The sequence below is a fragment of the Treponema sp. genome, from assembly GCF_045641405.1.
In the GTDB taxonomy this organism is placed as follows: Bacteria; Spirochaetota; Spirochaetia; order Treponematales; family Treponemataceae; genus Treponema_D.
Window position 1 is genome coordinate 1 of the sequence record NZ_JAZUGX010000043.1, and the last position, 23,477, is coordinate 23,477.

At 39.0% G+C, this 23,477-nt stretch carries 19 protein-coding genes; 4 read left to right on the plus strand and 15 right to left on the minus strand.

Going from position 1 to position 23,477, the window contains the following annotated elements:
* Positions 1 to 195 precede the first annotated feature (195 nt).
* The 12 genes from ACKI39_RS06670 to ACKI39_RS06725 form a co-directional block, all read right to left on the minus strand.
* Positions 196 to 1,206 (minus strand): tetratricopeptide repeat protein, encoded by a 1,011-nt coding sequence (locus ACKI39_RS06670; RefSeq protein WP_407398883.1) that lies wholly within the window; start codon positions 1,204 to 1,206, stop codon positions 196 to 198.
* Positions 1,207 to 1,210: 4 nt separating this feature from the next.
* Positions 1,211 to 1,765 carry a hypothetical protein gene (locus ACKI39_RS06675; RefSeq protein WP_407398885.1) on the minus strand — a complete coding sequence of 185 codons (555 nt, stop codon included), beginning with the start codon at positions 1,763 to 1,765 and terminating at the stop codon, positions 1,211 to 1,213.
* Positions 1,766 to 2,093: 328 nt separating this feature from the next.
* On the minus strand, positions 2,094 to 2,561 hold the full coding sequence (locus ACKI39_RS06680; protein ID WP_407398887.1) for a hypothetical protein: 468 nt from the start codon (positions 2,559 to 2,561) through the stop codon (positions 2,094 to 2,096).
* An 83-nt stretch (positions 2,562 to 2,644) separates the two neighbouring features.
* Positions 2,645 to 3,154, minus strand: a complete 510-nt coding sequence (locus tag ACKI39_RS06685) for a M91 family zinc metallopeptidase (RefSeq protein ID WP_407398889.1) — start codon at positions 3,152 to 3,154, stop codon at positions 2,645 to 2,647.
* 290 nt (positions 3,155 to 3,444) lie between these two features.
* Entirely contained in the window at positions 3,445 to 3,843 is a 399-nt protein-coding gene (locus ACKI39_RS06690; RefSeq protein ID WP_407398890.1) for a hypothetical protein, read from the minus strand.
* Positions 3,840 to 4,256 (minus strand): hypothetical protein, encoded by a 417-nt coding sequence (locus ACKI39_RS06695; protein ID WP_407398892.1) that lies wholly within the window; start codon positions 4,254 to 4,256, stop codon positions 3,840 to 3,842. The genes ACKI39_RS06690 and ACKI39_RS06695 overlap by 4 nt, the downstream gene beginning before the upstream one ends.
* Before the next feature lies 1 nt (position 4,257).
* Positions 4,258 to 4,518: an RHS repeat-associated core domain-containing protein gene (locus tag ACKI39_RS06700; protein WP_407398894.1), complete on the minus strand. Its 261-nt coding sequence runs from the start codon at positions 4,516 to 4,518 to the stop codon at positions 4,258 to 4,260.
* A gap of 225 nt (positions 4,519 to 4,743) precedes the next feature.
* Positions 4,744 to 5,277: a hypothetical protein gene (locus tag ACKI39_RS06705; protein ID WP_407398896.1), complete on the minus strand. Its 534-nt coding sequence runs from the start codon at positions 5,275 to 5,277 to the stop codon at positions 4,744 to 4,746.
* A gap of 6 nt (positions 5,278 to 5,283) precedes the next feature.
* Complete coding sequence (locus ACKI39_RS06710; protein ID WP_407398898.1) at positions 5,284 to 5,907, minus strand: LysM peptidoglycan-binding domain-containing protein; 624 nt, start codon at positions 5,905 to 5,907, stop codon at positions 5,284 to 5,286.
* Positions 5,908 to 6,129: 222 nt separating this feature from the next.
* Positions 6,130 to 6,585: a competence protein ComJ gene (gene comJ, locus ACKI39_RS06715; RefSeq protein ID WP_407398900.1), complete on the minus strand. Its 456-nt coding sequence runs from the start codon at positions 6,583 to 6,585 to the stop codon at positions 6,130 to 6,132.
* A 244-nt stretch (positions 6,586 to 6,829) separates the two neighbouring features.
* A complete protein-coding gene (locus ACKI39_RS06720) occupies positions 6,830 to 7,645 on the minus strand; it encodes a glycoside hydrolase family 16 protein (protein WP_407398902.1) in 816 nt (271 codons plus the stop codon).
* A 110-nt stretch (positions 7,646 to 7,755) separates the two neighbouring features.
* Positions 7,756 to 9,018, minus strand: coding sequence for a diaminopimelate decarboxylase family protein (locus ACKI39_RS06725; RefSeq protein ID WP_407398904.1), 1,263 nt, complete (start codon positions 9,016 to 9,018; stop codon positions 7,756 to 7,758).
* A gap of 133 nt (positions 9,019 to 9,151) precedes the next feature.
* Between ACKI39_RS06725 and ACKI39_RS06730 the strand changes: the two genes are divergently transcribed.
* The 3 genes from ACKI39_RS06730 (at position 9,152) to ACKI39_RS06740 (ending at position 17,162) form a co-directional block, all read left to right on the plus strand.
* Entirely contained in the window at positions 9,152 to 12,025 is a 2,874-nt protein-coding gene (locus tag ACKI39_RS06730) for a PD-(D/E)XK nuclease family protein (RefSeq protein WP_407398906.1), read from the plus strand.
* A 10-nt stretch (positions 12,026 to 12,035) separates the two neighbouring features.
* Entirely contained in the window at positions 12,036 to 15,659 is a 3,624-nt protein-coding gene (locus ACKI39_RS06735; RefSeq protein WP_407398908.1) for a UvrD-helicase domain-containing protein, read from the plus strand.
* A gap of 150 nt (positions 15,660 to 15,809) precedes the next feature.
* Positions 15,810 to 17,162 (plus strand): putative bifunctional diguanylate cyclase/phosphodiesterase, encoded by a 1,353-nt coding sequence (locus ACKI39_RS06740; protein WP_407398910.1) that lies wholly within the window; start codon positions 15,810 to 15,812, stop codon positions 17,160 to 17,162.
* A gap of 2 nt (positions 17,163 to 17,164) precedes the next feature.
* Here ACKI39_RS06740 and ACKI39_RS06745 read toward each other — a convergent pair whose 3' ends face one another.
* The 3 genes from ACKI39_RS06745 to cimA form a co-directional block, all read right to left on the minus strand.
* Positions 17,165 to 19,324 carry a response regulator gene (locus tag ACKI39_RS06745; RefSeq protein ID WP_407398912.1) on the minus strand — a complete coding sequence of 720 codons (2,160 nt, stop codon included), beginning with the start codon at positions 19,322 to 19,324 and terminating at the stop codon, positions 17,165 to 17,167.
* A 127-nt stretch (positions 19,325 to 19,451) separates the two neighbouring features.
* Entirely contained in the window at positions 19,452 to 20,537 is a 1,086-nt protein-coding gene (leuB, locus tag ACKI39_RS06750; protein ID WP_407398914.1) for a 3-isopropylmalate dehydrogenase, read from the minus strand.
* Positions 20,538 to 20,867: 330 nt separating this feature from the next.
* Positions 20,868 to 22,466: a citramalate synthase gene (gene cimA, locus ACKI39_RS06755; RefSeq protein WP_407398916.1), complete on the minus strand. Its 1,599-nt coding sequence runs from the start codon at positions 22,464 to 22,466 to the stop codon at positions 20,868 to 20,870.
* A 105-nt stretch (positions 22,467 to 22,571) separates the two neighbouring features.
* Between cimA and ACKI39_RS06760 the strand changes: the two genes are divergently transcribed.
* Complete coding sequence (locus tag ACKI39_RS06760) at positions 22,572 to 23,393, plus strand: Cof-type HAD-IIB family hydrolase (protein WP_407398918.1); 822 nt, start codon at positions 22,572 to 22,574, stop codon at positions 23,391 to 23,393.
* Positions 23,394 to 23,477 lie beyond the last annotated feature (84 nt).

The following is a 23,477-nucleotide window of genomic DNA, read 5'->3' on the forward strand; positions in this document are numbered from 1 at the left end:
TGATGAATTTTAACAGTTTTTTGCCTGATTTTCATCTGGAAGAAAGCTGTTAACGGGATTTTTCCGGGAAATTCTGGCAGTTTTCAGGGGAATTTTGGTCAAATTTCAACCGAAAACTGCTCTATTCCTACAAATGCCAATTTGTGAGAATTGTTAACGCAAACACTATCTTCTGCTTCGTAATTTCTTAAAACATCATCCTTTAACTTTATTTAAGAGATTAAAACATGCATCGTCTTTCATATAGTCAATAACTTCTGACAGATCTTCCTTTGCCGTGACTTCTTCCTCGTCATTCTTTTCATAGAAGAATTTATAAATCAAAAATGAATTGAATATTTTCACTGGATTTTCTTCAGTCATATATGAATAAAAGAATTTCATTTTGTACCGCAGAAACAAGGAATCATCGATAGTATAATCATAAGATTTTTCAATAAAAGTACTGGCCATTTCATAATCGTCTTGCAGCATACAAAAGAAGGCCTTGAACAAACAGCCGTAATATCCTGAAGACAAAGATTCATCCCCAAGCAATTCTTCAACATAGATTTCTGCCTTATTCATCTGATTAGCAAGAAACAAATATTGTAAGTAATTGTATTGCATGCCATCGGAAATGAATCTATTCTGCTTGTTTTCTTCAACCAGCTTAATAAGTAAATCTGAACCATTTATTAAATCAGACAACTCGGTTTTAAGAAAAATTACATGCTCATCCTCTTGAAAAGGAGATAGACATATACTGTCATAAGCAGAACCATAATCCCTTTGCATTAAATAAATCATTGAAAGCAAATGATGTACGTCTTCTTCGTAGTTATTTACAAACTCTTTCGAATATAAACCTTTTGCCTTGTCAGCAAAGATATTTGCCTCTGAAAGATCATTTACTTCATAAGACATTTTCGCAATCATTAAATTATTAAAATAATCGTTTGGATTGATTTCATTTGCTTTCAAGAAGCATTTCAACGCTTCCCGTTTATATCCAGCAACACTTTTTTTAGCAAGAACGATTCCATTTAAGTAATTATAATCAAATGAATTCTTTTCTCGTTTATTCATATTATTTAATATCAATTCAGCTTTATCTAAATCATTTGAATCAATAAAAAATCTAACGGCATCAAATCTGTCTAAACGACAACTAGTAATGAAAATAATAATAAAAGCAAGAATGACGGATTTAGTTTTCAAATTCATACTCCTAATATTCCTCAATCAATTCATACAGTCTATCTGTAGAAGTAAAGTAGTTGTATAAGATTATATCTCTCTCTATTTCTTCACTTTGACCATTTTTTATGGTCTCACAAGGACCTTCATTCATATTTGTCGTTATATTTACTCCTGCACAGATACTCACTTCACCTTTACCTAAAGCACCGAAGTCAATCGATTTATTTTTTCCTATATTTGCATTGACCTTCAAATTTGTGCCATAAGTCTGTAGTGTAAAACTAACACCACCTGCACTAACTTTTAATTTGCTTGAAGTTAGAGTTATAGGAGAGTCAATTAATTTTTCAAATTGCTCTAAAAATTTATCAGCCGCTTTCTGTTCAAGACTGAAAGATAAATCCTGTCCTTTAGAACCAATTTTCAAATCGAATATATTACAGTCAACATTTAATATGTTTAAGGATGCCTTAGCATAAACTTGATAAGACGCATTCCATGTAAAAATATTAAAAATAGAATTCCCTATTTTTCCAAAGAAATCTCTGACCACTGCATCAAATGCAGCGGTATGTGCATTCAATTGTTGCTTTATATATTCTTTCTGATTAAACGTAACAGTTTGCTTTCCATCCGGGTCCGTATACTTGATCGGATTGTTTCCCGCGTAATGGTACAAATTACCATTTGTTTTACTAAGCCCTGTTTTCTACCTCTCTAATAGGAAATTTAACATTTTATTTCTGATTTATCATCAGATGATTTCAAATTTTCTGGAAGATTTCTGTTGTTATACTGTGAAATCTTCCAGTTTTTCTAATTGAATGTACTGTTTCCCCAATCAATTTCAATTGATGTGACAGTAGTTTTTTGATTAAAGAAATCCTGTATCATTTTATTGGAGGACAAAATTACTTTGAATTATTGTCCTTAACAACTCTATCAATTACTTTTTTTGAAAAAGTTCTTATTTCTTCTGTCATTAAGTATACCTTATCGTTTTTTATATCCAAGAAATATTCTTCATTTTCAAAATATAAATAACTGAATATTATTTCATCATTGCTATCAAAAATTTCAAATACGGTTTCAGCATGATACATAGACATTGAAATGAAATTCTCAATTCCATGTTCAGTAACTTTTATATTTACTAACTGGTGATTTTTATCGTTATCTTGAATAAAATTAAATATATTCATTCTAGTGTCAAACTGTTTATTTACCTCAGCATTTTTTATAAAGTCAAAATCATTAATTCCCAATTCTACAAAATTGTAAAACCCTAAATATTTATATTGACCATTTTTCACAAAATCAATTGTTCTATATATATCAGTTAGATCATCCGAAGTATTATAATATATCTTCACCTTCATATTATTTCCCTTACAACTCAAGAAAATTACAGAAAAAATTATTAGACATAAACTATGACATTTCATATTCACTGCACCTCCATCTAAAACTTTGTTCTTAGCAGTGACAATTGTATTTGTAATTCCCTAGCACGTACTTTCGATGCTACCGTAGCAGAGGAAAATGGACGAATATATAAACTGTTATTTACTACACCTTTTGAATTTATGGAATATTTCCAGTCATCATAATTTTTTCTCTGTCCTTGCCCCAATTCAATCGCAATAGGATGTTCGGTATTTTTTATATTCAGATGTTCAATATCAAGCCTCTGATCTTCTGTAAAGTTTAAAGGTAAATCTCTATTCATATCCTGTTCTGCATGTCCCATTTCGTGAGCTAATAAAAGCTCCGGTTTCAATTCAGCATCTTCAGTAGTATATAGACTCTTTGTTGGATCCCAATTTATTGTTTTATCTCTAGGTGAATAATTATTTTGAGCCTCTCTATTCGTTTTTATCGTAAATTTTACAGGAGATATTTCCAATTTACTAATTAACTCATTTCCTCTAGCCGTAGTCTTTAAAGTTGCGGTTGCTTTTTCATATTGCATTAAATCAGTCTCGTTTAGTTCACTTGTATCAATTATCCTTCCATCCGGATCCGTATACTTGACCGGATTGTTTGCAGCGTAGGCATACAAATTACCATTGATGGGCCGAACCCTGATTTTTCACCTGTTTTCCGACGGTTTTACCTTCTTCTGCCCGGTCTTTCACTCCTTTTCTTTAAATTTTCATCCATATCCATGCATAATTCTACAGGTTTTGCACAAATTCTGCCACTTTTTCAGCCCAGAACTGCTGTTGTAAAATCAATTTCAATTTGTGGGAAATGTATATATTACTCGAAAATTTCTAAAGAAGACTGTTTCTCCTTTATTGCTTCAAAAAGTAAATATAGTTTATTTTTTTCTCCTACCCCCGGGATTGCAATTGACCTTGAATCAAAGAACGATATGTAATATAGCCTATACATAAAAACATAGACATTCTTAATATCCTTGAATAGATACGTGCGTTTAAGAAAGCATGCGTAAATAGTTAAAGATTCGCTATCATAGGTTAAGTGGTAGGTAAATGAAAATAAAAAAAATGACATACTGCATATAATACCCAATAGAAACGGGAACACATCCTTTTTCTCAAAATCATGAATTCCAATTATTACAAGTAAACCTAAGATTATCAAACCACAAACAAAAAAAATAATTCTTTCAATCAAAAAATTAATTTTCATCATTTCTTCTTTTCCTCAAACAAATAATTTTCTAATTTAGAGAATCCAAAACCTGCTACTCCACCTGCAACAACTCCCCCTAGCAAGCCTCCGACAATGGTACCACCAACCGGCTCAACAAATGTACCAACAGCAGCTCCAACAAACGATCCTCCGGCAGCAACTCCAGTTGTAGTCAAATTTGTCACAGTCCTATATGCTCCTCTAGCAAAGGACTCATATTTTATTCCTGCATATATTCCATCTGCAATGTCCAATCCAATACTGACAAATAGCAAACTTTTAGATAATGAACTTAACTTGTTATAAGTTGCAATTAAATCGGGATCTTTTAATACAGGAAGCGGAAATGAATGGGATGTTGCTTTTGTAAATTCAGGAACAGTTGCTTTATACTCAGCAATTCCAGTAAGCACATCAACACCCGTTGAAATAAAATCGAACTGAGGAATGATGCTTCCAACTTCTTTTTTTTCCTACGGTGTCTCCAACCTTAAGTTTTGTAGGATCACCTTCATATCCAGATTTTTCCTTCCATTCGGCGCCATAAACATCCCATAAAGTTGCTCCTTCAGATTTTACTGTCCAGGTTCCATCTCCATTGTTTTGCCAATCATTTATATGCATCCCCGTAGGATCCGTATACTTGATCGGATTGTTCCCCGCGTAGTGGTACAAATTACCATTTGTAGTTCTTAAGCCTCGTTTTTACCTCACTTTGATGAATTTTAACAGCTTTTGCCTGATTTTCATCTGGATGAAAGCTGTTAACGGGATTTTTCAGGGAATTCAGGCAGTTTTCGGGGGATTTTTGGTCAAATTCCTGCGAAAAACTGCTCTATTCCTACAAATGCCAATTTGTGGGAGAAAAAGTTATTGCTACTATTATACAATATTGATACATCAAATTTTTGTTAACTCTACAAACCTCATGTTACGTTTTATTTTTTTGATTGGGATTTGTTTTTCTTTAACCTGATCAAAAAAACTTTCACAGTCACTAAAATAAATATCATAGACTGTAATAAAATCGCTTCCGTTATATTCATAAAAAAGAATTTTATTTGCTCGTTTTATGTTTTCATATGTATATATGACAAAACCTGAACTATCTTTTTGAGGGAAACAGATAGCATGTTCAAAGGACAAATACATTTGTGTTACACTTGCCCTATCCATATCAATTTTTCTATTCGGCAAAGGATCATATCCCTTTTCCAGCGCAATTCTTCCTGAAATTATATAGGACCAGCAACTCAAATCATTTATTATAAAATCGTGTAAAACCAAACTTAAAAATAATAAAGACAAAACAAGAAAAAAAGAGAATACTAGCAAAGAATTATTTTTCGTAAAACCTGAAACAGCAATCAAAACAAACGCAGGGAAACATACAATTCCACTGAAAGTTCGCAGACGAATATATTTAATTCTCATACTTTCTTACCACCATACAAAATCTGATTCAAGAATATAACTAGAATCAAATGTGTTCATATTATCAACAATAGGATTCATTACAGACCAATACGCTTTCAAGAATGTACTCATAAACACCCCGCCCTCAGGATAGAACCCAACAATATCACAAACTAAATTCTGTGTTTTCTCACGACTTCCAGGATTCATTGTCCATTGATATAAATCTGAAGCTGTTCCCAATATGCTTATTCCTGTTGTTAAGTTATTATAAAATTTTGATGCATTTCCGGTAAATTTCAAGAATTCATTAGAATATGTAAAATAATCATTCAAAAGAGATAATCCATTAAGACTCTTCTCGAAAACATCAGAATTGCTATCATTGATTGATTTAGTTGATGAATCATCAACAGCAGGTATAAACATATTTAAATCAAGTTTTTGTCCAACTTCAATATGATTTGGATCATCAATTCCATTGCCATCGGCTATATCATCATACGTAATACTTGTACCATATTTTTCATTAAACTCTTGTGCAATTTTCCAAAGTTTATCATTTTCTGTAACAGTACTATTTTCCCAATCAAACAGTCCCGTAGGATCCGTATACTTGATCGGATTGTTCCCCGCGTAGTGGTACAAATTACCATTGATGGGCCGAACCCAGATTTTTCACCTGTTTTCCGATGTTTTAACCTTCTTCGCCCTGGTCTTCCACTCCTTTTCTCTAAATTTTTATCCATATCCATGCTTAATTCTACAGATTTTGCACGGATTCTGCCACTTTTTCAGCCCAGAACTGCGGTTGTAACATCAATTTCAATTGATGGGAATTGAGTTTTTCCATCACATCCATGATTTTCATTAGGCTGGATTCGAGTCTAATTCAAAATTATCACTCTTTGTGATCTCATTATCAATTTTCAAGTATCTAGGAAGCCTATCAGTACTATCTTTCTTCAAGAAAGATAAATAACATATTTCACTTTCATCTGATTCCTTACATAATTGTACTCTAATTTTATAAAGACCTTTCTTTATTTGTATTTTCATTTCATTGCTTATGGTCGCAACAGAAACATTTTCATCCTTAACTTGATATTCAAATTCAATAATCCTATTTGCATCATCAATTATTTTACTATCCGTTGAAACAGAAATTTTCAATATTCCATCATTATTTAGTGTCATTACCGAAATTGAATCTTCTCTGATTGAAAATCCTTGTGCAACATTAACTTCAGACCAATCATTGAAAGGATTGTTAACAGTCTCATTGAAAATACAAAATTGTTTATAAGATAATTCTAGTTCAACCATATCAATCAACCACCATCTTTATTACATTTCCTGACACATAAGGGTCTGTCCCCAGTATCAAGAATCGCCCCCGCGGTTCTTGTGACGAAAGTTAGAAAAAGCATCGGCCTCTAAGGCATCAAATGCTTTCGTCAGGGGTCTGTCCCCTATGTGTCGCAAAAGCAGCAACAAAAAAAGCTGTCAAAAAGCATGGCTCCGATAACCATAACTTTCCAACAGCTCTGTTGAATTATTTTCTATATTATCACTGATAAACCCTTACATAGTCTACTTCCATAGCAGCCTTTGTCATTTTTTTGTCGATTCCCTGCTGTCCGCCCCAAGTGCCTCCAATTGCAACATTGAGGATCAGGTAGAACGGATGGTCAAAAGGCCATTCTTCCCAGGAAAGATGTGGATTTTCGACCTCATAGAAAGTCTCTCCGTCGTAAACCCAGCGGATAACATCGTCAGTCCAGTAAACGGCATATGTATGAAACTTCTTTGTTGCGCCTTCAAGAATGTCGCTTCTTGTCTTCTGGTTGCCCTGCTTATGGTTGAAAGCCTTTGAATGAACTGTAGCGTGAACCCTGTCCTTGTCAAAACCAACATGCTCCATGATGTCGATTTCACCAGAGCGAGGCCACTGACCATGTCTGTTAGCTTCAGGCATCATCCAGATGGCAGGCCATGTTCCAACCCCTTCTGGAAGCTTTGCACGAACTTCAATATATCCTCTGTCCCAGAATCCCTTGTGCTCAGTCTTCATGCGGGCACTTGTCCAGCGGTTTGACTTTCCTTCGCGAAGTGCAGTAATTGTACAGATTCCCTTGTGGACGTTTACATTTTCGCTCTTATCGGTATATTTCTGAATTTCTCCATTGCCCCAGCCGTTCTGGTTTCCGATGGAATAGCTCCATTTGCTTTCATCAGGCTTTCCTTCATAGTCAAATTCATCAGCCCAGACCAAAGACATTGTCTGCTTTACATATTCTGGAAGAGGAGCTTCCTTCTCCTTGCAACTCATGAAAAGTGATGCAATTCCCATAAGAACAAACATAGAAAAAACAATCTTCTTCATATAAACTCCAAAAAAAATGTCACCTGAAAATCAGCAGAAATTGAACTGAATTCCAGATGACATCATTATAAGGCACTTTTTCAATGTCTCATACTAATTTTTTTTGCTTTTTACTGAAAATCTTTTACACCGTCAAGATCGAGGGTTGCAAAAAGGTCTTCAATTGTTTCCTTGCGGCGGATAACCTTTGTAGTTCCGTCAGCACGGAGAAGGACTTCACCGCAGCGGAGCTTTCCGTTGTAGTTGAATCCCATTGCGCGTCCATGGGCACCTGCATCGTGAAGGATCACATAGTCGCCGATGTCAATTTTTGGCAATGAACGCTGAACTGCAAACTTGTCAGAGTTTTCGCAGAGGGAACCTACGATATCATAAACATGGTCGCATGGTGCATTTTCCTTTCCAAGCACGCTGATTTCATGATAGCTGCCGTAAACGCCTGGGCGCATGAAGTCTGCCATACAGCTGTCGAGGGCAATATACTCGCGGTAAATGTGCTTTTCGTGAACTGCCTTTGAAACAAGGTATCCAAAAGGACCAGTAATAGGTCTTCCGCATTCCCAGTAGATTGCAAGAGGATCAAGTCCTGCAGGAACAACGACGCGGTCATATTCTGCACGGATTCCCTTTGCTACATAATCAAGGTCAACTTCCTTGTCGCCTGGCTTGTAAGGAATACCGATTCCACCGCCAAGGTCTACAAATTCAATCTGAACCCCACACTTTTCCTTTACTTCTGCTGCAAGTTCAAAAACAAGCTTTGCAGTATCAACAAAGAAGTCTGGGTTCAATTCATTTGAAGCAACCATTGTATGGAGGCCAAAGTGCTTTACGCCTTCTGCCTTGCAGGTCTTGTATGCTTCAAGGATCTGTGCGCGTGTAAGTCCGTACTTTGCTTCCTCTGGCTTTCCGATGATTGAATTGCATCCTGTCTTTTCATTTCCAGGGTTGTAGCGGAAACAGATTGTCTCAGGAAGTTTTCCAAGAGTCTTCTTGAGGAATTCAATATGTGTAATGTCATCAAGGTTGATGATGTTTCCCTGCTTGTATGCAAGCTTATATTCTTCTGCAGGAGTTTCATTAGAAGTAAAGATTACATGGTCGCCCTTGATTCCGCTCATTTCTGAAAGCATGAGTTCTGGCATTGAAGAACAGTCTGCACCACAACCTTCCTCTGCAAGAATCTTGAGGAGATATGGATTTGGACCAGCCTTTACGGCATAGTGCTCGCGGAACTTTGGGAAAATTGAAAAAGCCTTGTTGAACTTCTTCATGTTGTCGCGGATAGCCTTTTCATCAAAGAGAATGAAAGGTGTTGGAAATGTCTTTGTCAGCTCATCAAGCTGGTCGATTGTCATTGGAAAGTTTCTCATAATGTGGACATGATAGCAAATTTCAAAAAAAAAGTTAACCATAGTTAACTAAAGCTAATCTTTAATTTCAAAAAATATCATTTAAAGCTTGCTGTTATGGTATAATCATCCTATATATTAATAGGATTAGCTTATGACAAACATAATAGAAGAAACACTTAAAAAGAACATAAAGAACAGAAAAAACCGCTTTGTATTTCCTACACAAATGGCGGCGGACCTTTGGGCAGACAGAGCAACTCTGACCTGTGGCGTTAGTGCTGTAGCAATGGAAAGATTTCTTGCCTGGGATGATTTCAAGGGGAATTCCATAAAGTCAAAGCACCACGACAAGCAGTCAATCCCTTCGATAATGCGTACGGTCTTTTCAACACTCCTTCTTGAAGAAAACAAGAAAACTCCATTCCTTAAAAAAATCATAGGGTCTGAATTCTCAAAAGAAGCAAACGGCTTCACGGACTGGATTACATCTCTTTTGCCAAGCCTTTCACTATGGAAAAAACATCTGGAAAGCAGCAGCATTGAGATGGATGAAGAAGATCAGGACTTAATTGAAATCTACAGCAGATACAAAGCATTCCTAGATAAAAATGATTTCTTTGATCCTGCATGGGAAACACCTCCTTTTGAATCGGATGGAAACCATTACTTCATTTTCTTTCCAGAAATCCTAAGCGACTATGCGGAATACAAGGAAATTCTTGAAACAACGGAGGACATAGATATTGTCAATATTCCACAGGAATGCCTTCCTTCCATCAGTGAAACAGAAAAGCTTCCCGATGCGGATTTTTATCCAGATTCACGTTCGGAGCTTAAGAACATAGCCTTAAAGCTTCGTAAGATCCACGAAGAAAAGAAAATCGACTGGCAGGACATTGCCATCAGCGTACCTGACATAGAAAGCTACGGCCGCTACATCGAAAGGGAACTTGAGCTTTATAGAATTCCATGTGTCATCAGGTTTGCACGACCTTTGGATTATTCAGGAGCAGGAAATTTCTTTTCGCAGGCAAAGGAATGTGTCACAAGCAATTTTACCTTCAACAGCGTGAGAGATCTTCTTCTTAATCTGGAGCTTCCATGGAACGACAATGAATCCATCAACCAGCTGATTGAATTCGGCAAAAAAAACAACTGCATATGTTCCTATCACTACGACGGGAATGACATCGACATCTGGGAAGAATCATTTAAGACTACAGCCACGGAATACAGGGCAATGGAATTCTACAGGGCATTGAAAAAACACCTGACAGCCTTGGTGAATGCACCAAAATTTACGGACATAAGGGATGAATATTTCAAGTTCAGGAACTTCGCCTTCAACATGGAAAAATGTTCTCATTCAGCAGATACAATCATAAGCCGTTGCATCAGTGAATTAGGATCACTCATCGATATCGAGACGGCATATCCACAATACGAGCTTCCTTCACCATTCAGTTTCTTCATCGATCATCTTTCATCAACAAAATACCTTGAGCAGACTGACAATCTTGGAGTACGGGTGCTTTCTTATAAAACAGCCGCATGCGCACCTTTTGCCTGTCATGTAGTGATAGACGCAAGTCAAAGCAACTTGAACGTAATCTACAAGACATTTTCCTTCCTCAGAGAAGACAAAAGAAAAAAAATCTTCAGAAATCAGGAAGATCCCAATGTGACCCAGCATTTTGTCATGCTTTACACAATGAATTCTCTCCAAGAGGAACCTTTATTCTCCGCAGCATCAAAGACCTTTACAGGTTATTCCCAGATCTGCAGCTACCTGAATGAACATGAAGTCAAGAACGAAGATCTGCTTGAAGGCTTCTACGACAAAGAGAAAAAATGGTTTCAAGAGAGCAACAAAAGATTCGACTCGATAAAGGAGATAACCGACATTTCAAAGGAGGGTCTTGAATTCTGGAAGACTTCCCATGACCTTACCGAATGCGAAGAAAATGATTCGGTGCTTTCTTCAAAAACACAGGAGATCATCGACAACAAATTCCGCACAAATAAAAGCAAGGGAAAGATCATGATTTCCGCTTCTAGCCTAAAAAAGTTCTACTGCTGTCCAAGGCTCTGGCTTGAACAATACATTGCAGAACTTGATGAGCCAATTAATGAAGCAACTCTCATCGATAGATATGCACAGGGTAAACTTAACCACAAAGTTCTTGAACTTTATTTCAAAGGCCTCAAGAAAAACGACCTTCCTATCCATACCACAGAAAATGGACTTATGGATAATTACAAAACAATACTTGAAACAGCCATCGATGAAGCCATTGAAAAGATGACAAGGACACCTGTAAATCCCAAAGGAAACAGTTTCATCGCAGCAGAACTCATAAACGCAACAAAAAACGTCCTCCATGAAAACATGCTGTCTGCAATTGAATCGTTCTCGCGGCAATTCGAAGGTTTTTCAGTCCTTTATGCAGAAGAAGATTTTGTATATGAAGAAGTAGAAAAAGGCTATGTTCTAGAAGGTACGGTGGACCTTATCATAAGCGATGGACAAGAAGAATTCATCATCGACTATAAAAACTCTTCAGTACCAGGCATCCTCTACAGTGACGAACTGCAGGCTCCAGCAATGAACCGTGATTATGAAGATGAAGAATTATCCATTTCAGCCTCTGAGGATTTTGACACTTCCAATCTTCCAGACTTTCAGATGCCAGCATATCTTTACCTGCTTGAAAAAACAAAGAACGTCAAGGCAACAAACTGTGCCTTCTTCTCTCTCAAAAAACATGAACTTGTACCAGTCATAGGAGAAAAGGTCTTTGAAATTTTCAAAAGCCAACATCCAAAAACAAATATCAAAGTTTATAAAAGAGAAGATTTTGAACCTACGATGAATGTATTTCATCAGAAGACTGAAGAATTCTTCAACAGAGTTAAAGAACTGAATTTTTCCGTTACCCAAGAGGAACAGGATTTCGACAGGTGCAACAGCTGCACTTTCCGTGCATTTTGCAGACGAGTATTCAACGTCAGCAGAAAGGATTGAGGAGATAAAAATGGCAGAAACAAAATTTGACGAATATCAGGAAAAGGCGATCAATGCCAGAAAAAATTCTGTTGTAAGCGCAGGTGCAGGTTCTGGGAAAACGACAGTTCTTGCAGAACGTTTTTCTTCACTTGTCCTTGATCCCAAAGAAAAGGTCGGAGTAGACCAGATACTCACGCTCACATTCACAAACAAAGCAACAGTTGAAATGTCCGCAAGAATCTATAAGGTATTGAAAAAACATTCACCCGAAAAGGCTGCTGACTTCTACAAGGCAAACATAAAAACACTGGACAGCTACTGCAACAGCGTTGCTAAAATGGGTTGCAACTATTATGGTGTAAGCCCTGACTATGTGCAGGACAATGAGCAGATAAAATCAGCAATATATGACATGGCTCTACCATATATCCTTGAGCATAGAGATAATCCAGCAATAAAAAAACTTGTAAGCGCGGATAATTTTGACAGCGTCGCAAGGGAACTTTTTGTCAATCCGATTCTTTCATTGTCAACTGTTGCAGAACCAATAGACTTTGATGTCATGATAAAAAATCAGGTGGATGAAATCGTAAGAAGATGGAACATTGCAGTTGAAAAAATCAACAACACAATCATCGGAATGGAAAAAAAATTCAACACCATGAGCAATGCAAACACTTCAACTGAAACCTATATAAAATACAAATCCTACTTTGGTCCTAATTCGACCAAGAAAATTCCAGAACCTTTGAAAATAACTCGAAAGGATGTTGAAAGCAATAAGATGGGTGAAATCACGGATTTCGTCCTTAAAATCAAGGAAATTGCAGCACTTCCAAAAACAGGAAGGCTAAATGGGCTCAAAGAACTTTCACCAGAAATCAACGCCCTTAAGGATGAACTCTTTCCTCAATTATCTGATCTTTACAACTTCATTTACGGATTTCCAACTACACAGAACATACTCCCTCTTCTAAAGGATTTTCAGGACAAGGTGAACAGATACAAAAGGTCATCAGGAGTACTTTCCTTCAAGGATATTTCAAACATGGCAAAATGTATTCTCCGCGACCATGTTGACATCCGTCAGATTGAGAAAGAAAGATACAAGTACATCATGATCGATGAATTCCAGGACAACAACAGCGACCAGAGAGACATGCTTTTCCTTCTTGCAGAAAAAAAAGCAAGAAGAGACAAGAGCATACCAGATGTCGATGAACTTGAGGATTCAAAGCTTTTTTTCGTAGGCGATGAAAAACAGAGCATCTACAGATTCCGTGGAGCAGATGTTTCAGTCTTCAATGCACTCTCAGATGACTTCAAAAACGGCAATCTGAACATGTCAACAAACTATCGCTCAGACTCAGCTCTCATAAAAGGCTTCAACACAATTTTTGGCGGCTTTGACTATCCTTTGCCTCCAGCAAATATCGAAGCTTCAGAAAACGAAAATATAAAACTTGATATCGAATCAGAAATTCCTTCCGCCTTTTACAATGACCACAAGACATATAGTAATGACATACCAAAGTATGAGGCAATATACAAGGAAGTCCTTCTTCCGAAAGCAAAAGAAGAAGATGCAGAAAAGTCAAATCAGGAAAAAATCTATGAACCTCACATTCACCTTGCCCTGTTCAAAAAGGACACAGAAGTTTCCCCAGGAGAACTTTATGGAGAAGAAGCAGAGGCACAGTGGATTGCCGACAAGATAACTGAGCTTACAACCACAGACAGTTACGGACGGAAATATGACTACAGCGATATCGCAATCCTTATGCGCTCATACAATCTTCAGCCCCTTTATGAAAGAACTTTCCTAAAGAACGGAATACCTTACAATACGGAAGTTGTCACAGGATTTTTCGCCGACGGACCAGTCAACGACATCTTCTCAATGCTGAGGCTTTGTGCATATCCAAATGACACGGCAGCCTACGCCCAGGTACTTAGGTCACCTTGGGTAAATCTTTCGATTGAACAGGCAAATGAGATTCTTTTTGCCAATGAAGAAAATGAAGCTCCATTCTCTCAGGATGTTTCAAACATCCTTCCTGAAAATGCCCTTAAGCGCTATGAACACGCTAAGGAATTTTTCAAGGAACTGAACGATTCGGCAAAGACCGAGCCACTTACAAAGACCGTCACCAAATTGTGGTATAAGAGCGGTTATCGTTACGAAACCATGTGGAACAATACGGTAGTAATGTACAGCAAGCTCTATGACCTTATATTTGAACTTGCTCGCAAAAGCGAAGAAAACAAAATGACGCTTGGAGCCTTTGTGGACAGCATAAGAACCTACAGGGATCAGGAAGAAAAACTTGAAGGCATGGACATTCCATTTGAGCAGGACTCAGGCGTTCACATTCTTTCAATCCATAAAAGCAAAGGTCTTGAATATCCAGTAGTTTTCATGATAGGAACGCACAAAAGCGGTCCAAATGACAACAATAATACCGCAGCATATGCCAGCAAAAAATTTGGCATCACCATAAACTCTCCCTGCCATCCTCTCATCGGAGGAAATAATCCTTTCTTCAATGAAGCAAAGACAGAGAACAGGGCACAGGCTGGAGCAGAGCTTAGGAGAATAACCTATGTAGCCCTCACCAGGGCCAAGAACCATCTTTTCATCACCAACGGCAAATACACGCCCAACAAACAATACAAGAACTACATTCCTGGCAAAGAAAGTTCTCCTTACAAGATATTCAATATTCTTGAACCGATCTATAATTTCTACTTTAAAGGAAGAGAAGAAGCAACTGCATCGGGACCTTTTTCAAGAACATTCATTGATCCTTCAGAGCTTGGCAAAGGCCACAAGGATTTGAATACAGGAAAGGCAAAAATCGATCTTCTAAAGAATATTGACAAAGATGGCTTCCTTTCCAGAACAAAAACCATCACAAAGGAAACACCTTCAAGCATCTACGCAAAACCAAGTCAGCTTCATGCCCCAGATGACGAATCATGCAGAAACGGCAGTCTGGTAACTCCTGTCGCTCCTCAGAAAAATGCCTTCGTGGAATACGATAAAATCAACGACATCATCATGTCCACCATGCCTAAATATGAAAGCAAGGAAAAGAAACCTGCATTCAACCATGCCCATTTCGGAACAATCGCACACTCTTTCCTTGAAGCAAAAATCAAAGGAGGCACTCCAGTAATCTCCAACCGTGACATCGTTGGTCTTGAGGGAAAGGCAAAGGCATACGAAGACATTCTTAAAATATGCCAGATGATGGCAGACAGTTTTGAGAAATCCAATCTAGGAGCAATGGCGATGTCCTCAAAATGGCACAAGGCTGAATATGATTTCCGCTGCAGGATTCAACTTAAGGACAAAACCTATAAGATAATCAAAGGAACAATAGACCTTGTTTTTGAAAACGAGGATGGTACCTATACCGTCGTTGACTACAAGACAAATCAGGATTTTAAACCCGAGATATATTACACCCAGCTTGCCTGTTACAGAAAGGCAGTAAGCCAGATGATGGGTGTGGACGAGGAAAAGGTTTCAGGAAAACTGTACTATCTGAGGCTCAACAAGGAAATAGATATCACTGAAGCAACAAAAACGATAGACCTTGCCAGTGCTATTCTGGATATTGACGGTTTGCAGGAAGCAGAGGAGTAACCCAAAGGAAATTCATTCAGCAAAATCCAAAATTTTAGGTTTCCAGCAATTTCATCATAACAAAACTGTTAAAATTCTTAATTTGCTTATATACAGAATGGGTTGTATAATTATAGATTAGTGATTGGGAGAACAAATTCGGAGGCTGCTGTGAATTTCCAGCGCGAGTATAGCAAATCTCACAGAGAAAAAGGACGCACCTTTGATGATCTGACTAAAGAAGAAATTTATCACATGCTATATCACGATGCCATTACTGGGTACTACAACTGGATCCATATGTGGCATACTCTCGATCCTCAGAATCCCAAAGACTATACCTACGGCTTCGTTCATTTTGATATAAAAGATTTTAAAATGATCAATGATGTCTATGGGCACGGAGTTGCAAATGATGTCCTAACGATGGTCTGTCACCATATAGATAAACAGGATTGGGTAATACAGGGTTGCCGCTGCGACAATGACAATTTTGCAATGATGGTGGAATCCTGTGACAACAACACGCTTCAAAAACGCCTTGACAAGTTCTTTGAGGAAATATCATTTCTTCCAGTCAATAAAAACTATAAACTCTATTATCGTTGCGGTGTCGTTACGGTTGAGGATGCCATAAAAAAAGCTGATACTGTTGCAGATCTTGCAAAGCTTGCTCAAAGACAAGGAAAGAAACACTACTGCACAGAAATCATGTTCTTTACATCCGACATGTATGAAAAGATAAACAAAGAACAGAAATATCTTTCATATCTTGAACAGGCAATAGAAAACGATGAGTTTATCGTTTATCTTCAGCCAAAATACGATATCCACACGGAAAAAATAACTGGTGCAGAAGCCCTTGTCCGTTGGAATTACAAGAAGGAAAAACTTCTCAATCCTGGAGATTTCATTTCAGTTTTTGAGTCAAACGATGTAATCGGAAAGGTAGATCAGGTCGTCCTCAAGAAGGTCTGCATATTCCTGTCTGAAATGAAAAAGCAGGGGATTCCTCTCTATCCTATTTCAGTCAACCTTTCACGCCGCAGAATGGAAAACAAACATCTCAAGGAACAGATTCTTGCAACAGTGGACTTCTACGAGATTCCACATAACATGATTGAATTTGAACTTACGGAAAGTGCAGCTTATTCAGACAGAGATTCAATGCTACAGCTTCTTTCTGAACTTAGGGAGCTTGGATTCCTCATTTCCATGGATGACTTCGGTACAGGGTATTCATCCCTTAGTCTTCTAAAAGACATGCCAATGGACACACTCAAGGTCGACAAATGCTTCGTAGATTCAATCCTCACATCTTCGGAAACCTCAAAGGAATGCATACTGCTAAAGGAAATCATCTGGCTTTCAAAGATGATGGGATTCTGCTGCATTGCTGAAGGTGCAGAAACAAAAGAACAGGTTGACTTTCTAAGAAATGCTGGCTGCGACAAAATTCAAGGATACTACTACAGCAAGCCAGTCCCAATGGAAGACTATCTTCTAAAAATAAGGGAAGGATAAGACTAGCTTTCGTTTCTAGGAGTATGAACCTTCATATCAAGCATTTCCTTAAGCTTAACAAGAAGATCGTTGATATCAAAAGGCTTCGAGACGAATTTATCCATGCCACATTCAATCGCCTGGTTCTTGTCCTCTTCAAAGGCATTTGCCGTCATTGCGATGATGGGAACATTTGCTTTGCCCTTGTCCTCAAGGGATCGAATTTTCTTTGTTGCTTCATAACCATTCATCACAGGCATCATTACATCCATGAGAATGATCTTGTAATGACCGCTTGGAGAATCATTGACCATCTGGATCGCCTGCTTACCGTTTTCCGCCTCATCCATAATAAAGCCAACAGACTTCAAAAGCTCCCTGGCAATCTCGCGATTGAGTTCATTGTCTTCAACAAGAAGAATTCTTACATCCTTGAATGAATCGATTACAGATGATTCATAGACATTCTCCTTCTTGTCCTCGACAGGAACTTCTCCTTCCTTTGCATTTTCAAAATCAAAGCAAACAAGGAATTCACTTCCCTTGCCTTCCTCTGATTTAACAAAAATGGAACCTTCCATCCTATCAACAAGGCTTTTTGTAATCGCAAGTCCAAGACCAGTTCCTTGAATCTTTGCAATGGATTTATTCTCATCTCGTTCAAATGGCTGGAAAAGCTTTTCCTGGAATTTCTTTGACATACCGATTCCGTTATCCTTTATGCGGAACTGGTATGAAGAAGTCTCATCAGAAATTGCTGGCATTTCAGTGATCATGAACTGAATCTTTCCGTATTCAGGAGTGTATTTGACGGCATTGCCAACGATGTTGATGAGTATCTGATTCAATCTAAGGCCATCCAGCATGACTGGGCGGCTCAAATTGCCACGCTTGATGAGGCTGTATTCAAGATGCTTCATCTGAATCTGCGACTGCATGACTGTATCAACTTCACTTACAATCCTTTCTATAGTAGTAACGGTCTTGTTGATCTTCATCTTGCCGCTTTCAATGCGTGACATATCAAGAACATCATTTATGAGGGACAGGAGATGATTGCTAGAAGATCTGATCTTATCAAGATAGGTCTTTGTCATCATCGTATCGTTGATGTGGTTGAGAGCCAGTGTTGTAAATCCTATGATTGCGTTCATCGGAGTACGGATATCATGGCTCATGTTGGAAAGGAACATTGTCTTTGCGTGGCTTGCACTTTCTGCCATGGAAAGAGTGTCCTGAAGAAGTTTCTTCTGCTTCATTTCGTGTTCAATTTCATCGTCAACATTCATGAAGGCAAGAAGGAAATTTCCAGTCTCCTTGATGTCACCGATGCGAACAACCTTAAGCTTCATGTATGCAAGCTTGTTGTTGATGTTTGAACGGAAGTTTACATAGAAGGTTTCACGCTTGATAAGCTGTCGAAGTATGTTGTCACGGGAAAATGCCATGCGCATCATATCTCTGTCATCAGCATACACAGACACATCAATATAGAAATCAAGAGCATCATCGTAATATTGCTCACCGAATTCATCGCTATAGAAAGCACCAGCAATATCGTTCATGCGGACAATCCTGATTTTGTTGGTCATGAGATTGACCATAAAGACGTTGGTGTAATCTATAGAAAGTGCATTGATGATCTCAAGCTGATATACCTTCTCTTCTTCGCGCTTGTAGCTGGTGGTAATGTTCTTGACGACCGCAAGTCCAAGTATATCTCCAGTTTCCTTTTCCTGAGTAAGGATTACCGTATTGCGGGTCCAGAAAGATTCGCCTTCAAAGTTAGGCTTGTTTATGTCAAACCAAATTTCATACTTTCCAGTAATGAAGGAATCCATGAGATAGGAAGCATCCATGTTAGACATGAATTTCTCCTTCTCTGAATCCGAAAGATCCCAAGAAACCGATTCAAGAAATTTATCATAGGAGCATTCTTCAGGAAGATCAAAGGCATGTCTAAGCCGCACTATCCTTTCCCCAAAACGCTGGAGTGGATTTCCTACGAGAAGATTCTTTGTAAGGTTGAATTCAAAGACAAGGATGGCATCAGAAACGATAGCACGCTTATATTGATCACCAGATACACCTACCAGCTCATCTCCAAGCTGAATTGATCTACCTAGATTGCGAAATTCTGATGAGTTTTCATGATTTTCCTTGTCGGTCCTTTGGTTTTCCATCTAGATTAATTATAATGCGAATTCTCAAGAAATCAAATTAAATGTGTTATAAGAAAAAAAGCCGCCCGTCATGCAAATATAAGACATGACAGACGGCAATAAAGGTTAAAAAAGATATATCAGTGGCCTACAGTCTATCCACTACAAGCTGACCCATAGCCTTTGTACCTACGAGCTTGCCGGCAGACTTTACTGCTTCAAGTTCTGAACCTGCGATGTCACCTGTGCGGTATCCTTCATCAAGAACCTTTTCAACAGCAGCTTCGATTGCCTTTGCTTCTGTTTCAAGACCGAATGAGTAACGAAGGAGCATTGCTGCAGAGAGGATTGTTGCCAATGGGTTTGCAAGATCCTTACCTGCGATATCTGGAGCTGAACCGTGGATTGGTTCGTAAAGTCCAGGACCTGATTCACCAAGGGAAGCCGAAGCGAGCATTCCGATTGAACCTGTGATCTGAGAAGCTTCGTCAGAAAGGATGTCACCGAACATGTTGGATGTTGCAATAACGTCAAACTGGCGTGGATTGCGAACCATCTGCATAGATGCGTTGTCGATGTAGAGGTATGAAAGTGTTACATCAGGATAGTCACCCTTGATTGTTTCTGTTACCTTGCGCCAAAGCTGTGATGAATTGAGGATGTTTGCCTTGTCTACAACGCAAAGTCTCTTCTGTCTCTTCTGAGCAAATTCAAATCCCATGCGAACGATTCTTTCGATTTCTTCCCATGTGTAGCGTTCTGTATCCCATGCGCTCTTTCCGTCTGCTGCTGTTCCGCGGTCACCAAAGTAGATGCCGGAAATAAGCTCGCGAACGATGAGGATATCAAGACCGTCGCCTACGATTTCATCCTTAAGTGGACATGCATCCTTAAGCTGCTTGAACATAACTGCTGGACGGAGGTTTGCAAATACCTTCATTCCACCGCGAAGTCCAAGGAGAGCCTTTTCTGGGCGGAGTTCTGAAGCAAGATTGTCCCACTTTGGACCACCAACTGCACCAAGGAGAACAGCATCGCTCTTGAGACACTTGTCCAATTCTTCCTGAATGAGAGGCTTACCGAACTTGTCGATTGAGCATCCGCCTGCTGTAACTGTGTCATAAGACCACTTGTGGCCGAACTTTTCTGCTACCTTGTCGAGAACCTTAACTGCTTCTGCAACAACATCTGGACCGATTCCGTCACCAGGAATAAGTGCGATTTTCTTTTCCATTGTATTTCTCCTAAAAAACGCCCGAAGTCTGCACAAAAATGCGCCGCTTCTATTGTTTATATATACTTAAGTTTCTTTAATAATACTAAAGTATTTGAATTTATGCAAGGGTAAAAAATGCACATTCCAGAGGGGACAGACCCCTATTGATTATGACAAAGGGGACAGACCTCTCGTAAATGATTGCTGGGCACAAAACATGCAGCATTGCTTAGTCTGCCGAAGTATCCAACAATTTCTAGATGCTGGTAGTAGTACTTAGAAAGCCTACAAAAATAAAAGCTGCACGCCTAAGCAATGCAGCTTCCATATGTTCCGCAGGATAAAAACCTACATCAATTTGTTGAACCTTTTTTCAAGGTCCTTGATGAGCTTGTACTCAAAGGAATCAACCAGGGCAAACCATGAAGCTTCAACAAGGTCGCAGCTCACCCCTACTGTAGTCCAGCTATCGGTTCCATCCGTTGATTCGATGAGAACGCGAACACGGCTGGCAGTTGCGCTCTTTCCGTCAAGAACACGAACCTTATAGTCCGTAAGATGAATGTTGTTGACTGCAGGATAGAACGGTTCAAGAGCCTGACGAAGGGCAACGTCAAGGGCATTGATCTGTCCCTTTCCTTCTCCAGCTGCAACACGGGTATTTCCTTCTACATCAACCTTAAGGTGGGCAAATGAATAAAGACCTTCTTCAACAAGAGGCTTTTCACCGCTTACCTTGTAGTAATGCAGATTGAAGAACGGCTGGTACTTGCCGATGAGCTTACGAACCAGAAGCTCAAAACTTCCGTCGGCACCTTCAAACTGATAGCCTTCGTGTTCAAGCTGCTTTACCTTTGCGATGATTTCCGCAACAACAGGATCAGATTTCTGAATAGAAGAATCAAACTTCTTGATCTTTTCGATGATCATGCTGCGACCAGCAACCTCGCTCATGAGGAACACGCGTTCATTGCCGACAGTTTCCGGTGTGATGTGCTCATACGCAAACGGATTCTTGAGGACTGCATCGATGTGCATTCCGGCTTTGTGCGCAAAGGCATTCTGACCAACATAAGGCATGCCTGCTTCAAGAGGAATGTTTGCGATCTCCGCAATGCGATGGCATATCGGTGTAAGTTTTTCCATGCAGTCAGACGGAATGCATTCGTAGCCCATCTTAAGCTGAAGGTTTGCAATAATCGTTGAAAGGTTTGCGTTACCAGTGCGCTCTCCAAAACCAAGGAGAACACCCTGAACATGTGTCGCGCCATTTTCAACTGCGACAAGGGAATTGGCGACTGCAAGTCCTGAATCGTTGTGGGTGTGGATTCCAATCTTTACCTTGTCGCCGAATTTTTCAAAAGCAGCCTTCACTGCATCTGCACATTCACCGAGCATGGCACCACCCTTCGTCTCGCAAAGACAGAGAACGGAAGCACCACCTTCAACGGCAGCATTGAGTGAAGCAAGGGCGTAATCCTTGTTTGCGGCATAGCCTGTGAAAAAATGCTCCGCATCAAACATTACGTTGCGTCCCTTGCTTTTAAGGTATGCGCATGTATCGCGGATCATCTCAAGGTTTTCATCAAGAGTTGCATGAAGAATGTCCGTTACCTGAAAGTCCCAGGTCTTGCCAAAAATGCAGACATCTTCAGTCTCTGCTGAAAGAAGGCTTGTAAGGTTTGCATCTTCGGAACATGCAATATCCTTTCTACGTGTCGAGCCGAATGCAACAAGACGTGCGGTCTTAAGCTTGAGTTCCTTTGCCTTCTGGAAAAATTCCATATCCTTTGGATTGGAACCAGGATTACCGGCTTCAATATAATTAACACCAAGATCATCCAGAGCTTCTACAATATGAATTTTGTCCTGCACTGAAAAGCTGATACCTTCGCCCTGCGAACCGTCTCTAAGTGTTGAATCGAATATGTCTATTTTCTTTACCATGGCGATATATTAACAAAAAAAAAGGTTAGAGTATATACGACAGAGGGGACAGACCCCTATGGAACGGAATTGCGGATTTTTCCCTATTCTGATATATATACGATTATGAAGAAAACACCTGAAAACAAGCTGAATGTAAAACTCATCGCCCTTGATCTTGACGACACTTTGCTTAATGACGAACGTTCAATTAACAGCAAAACCGTAAAAGTTTTGCAGGCAGCGGCAGACAAAGGCATTTACATAGTTCTCTGTTCAGGCCGTGCAGAAGATGGAATTCTGCCTTTTGTAAGAAAATTGAACATTGCAGGAAAGGAAACAGGCCGATTTCTCATCGCCATCAACGGCTGCAGTGTTTTTGACATGCACCAGAGAAAGCAAATATACCTCAAAAGCGTAGACAGCGATATTCTTCTCTATGCTAACCAGGAAGCTGAAAAATCAGGATTAGATACTGAAGTTTACTCACCTGATGTAATTTTCTATAAAAAAGAAACCAGCTGGACGCGTCTTGATGTGGATATGTGCCATGTAAAGGGACAGGTTGTTGAGAATTACGAAACATTTTTAAAGAACGGCAAATTTCCAAAGATGCTGATTCCCGGAGAACCTGAAAAGCTCCTTATCCTTCAGGAGAAAATGAAAAAAGAACTTGAAAATCGTGCTGTAATCTTTATAAGCAAGCCTTACTTTCTTGAACTTCTTCCTCCCAAATGCGGTAAAGGAGAGGCAATTGAATTCCTAGCAGGAGAACTCGGCATTTCTATGGATCAAACCATGGGATTTGGTGACAGCATGAATGACGAAAGCATGATCAGAATGTGTGGAAACGGAATTGCCATGTGCAACGGTCTTGATTATATAAAGAAAAGAGACTGTGAAAATCTTTCTGTAAATTCAAAACATAGTAGGACTGTGATAAAATAAAACACAGGAGCCAACTATGGCAAAAGACAAAATTCCCCCACACAAAGTGGAAATGACAGAAGGCAAACGAGAAATAATAAAAGG

Coding starts and splice junctions, on each gene's coding strand:
- ACKI39_RS06670 (WP_407398883.1), bottom strand. CDS start 1,206: ATGAATTTGAAAACTAAATCCGTCATTCTTGCTTTTATTATTATTTTC.
- ACKI39_RS06680 (WP_407398887.1), bottom strand. CDS start 2,561: ATGAAGGTGAAGATATATTATAATACTTCGGATGATCTAACTGATATA.
- ACKI39_RS06685 (WP_407398889.1), bottom strand. CDS start 3,154: ATGCAATATGAAAAAGCAACCGCAACTTTAAAGACTACGGCTAGAGGA.
- ACKI39_RS06690 (WP_407398890.1), bottom strand. CDS start 3,843: ATGATGAAAATTAATTTTTTGATTGAAAGAATTATTTTTTTTGTTTGT.
- ACKI39_RS06705 (WP_407398896.1), bottom strand. CDS start 5,277: ATGAGAATTAAATATATTCGTCTGCGAACTTTCAGTGGAATTGTATGT.
- comJ (WP_407398900.1), bottom strand. CDS start 6,585: ATGGTTGAACTAGAATTATCTTATAAACAATTTTGTATTTTCAATGAG.
- ACKI39_RS06720 (WP_407398902.1), bottom strand. CDS start 7,645: ATGAAGAAGATTGTTTTTTCTATGTTTGTTCTTATGGGAATTGCATCA.
- ACKI39_RS06725 (WP_407398904.1), bottom strand. CDS start 9,018: ATGAGAAACTTTCCAATGACAATCGACCAGCTTGATGAGCTGACAAAG.
- ACKI39_RS06730 (WP_407398906.1), top strand. CDS start 9,152: ATGACAAACATAATAGAAGAAACACTTAAAAAGAACATAAAGAACAGA.
- ACKI39_RS06735 (WP_407398908.1), top strand. CDS start 12,036: ATGGCAGAAACAAAATTTGACGAATATCAGGAAAAGGCGATCAATGCC.
- ACKI39_RS06745 (WP_407398912.1), bottom strand. CDS start 19,324: ATGGAAAACCAAAGGACCGACAAGGAAAATCATGAAAACTCATCAGAA.
- leuB (WP_407398914.1), bottom strand. CDS start 20,537: ATGGAAAAGAAAATCGCACTTATTCCTGGTGACGGAATCGGTCCAGAT.
- cimA (WP_407398916.1), bottom strand. CDS start 22,466: ATGGTAAAGAAAATAGACATATTCGATTCAACACTTAGAGACGGTTCG.
- ACKI39_RS06760 (WP_407398918.1), top strand. CDS start 22,572: ATGAAGAAAACACCTGAAAACAAGCTGAATGTAAAACTCATCGCCCTT.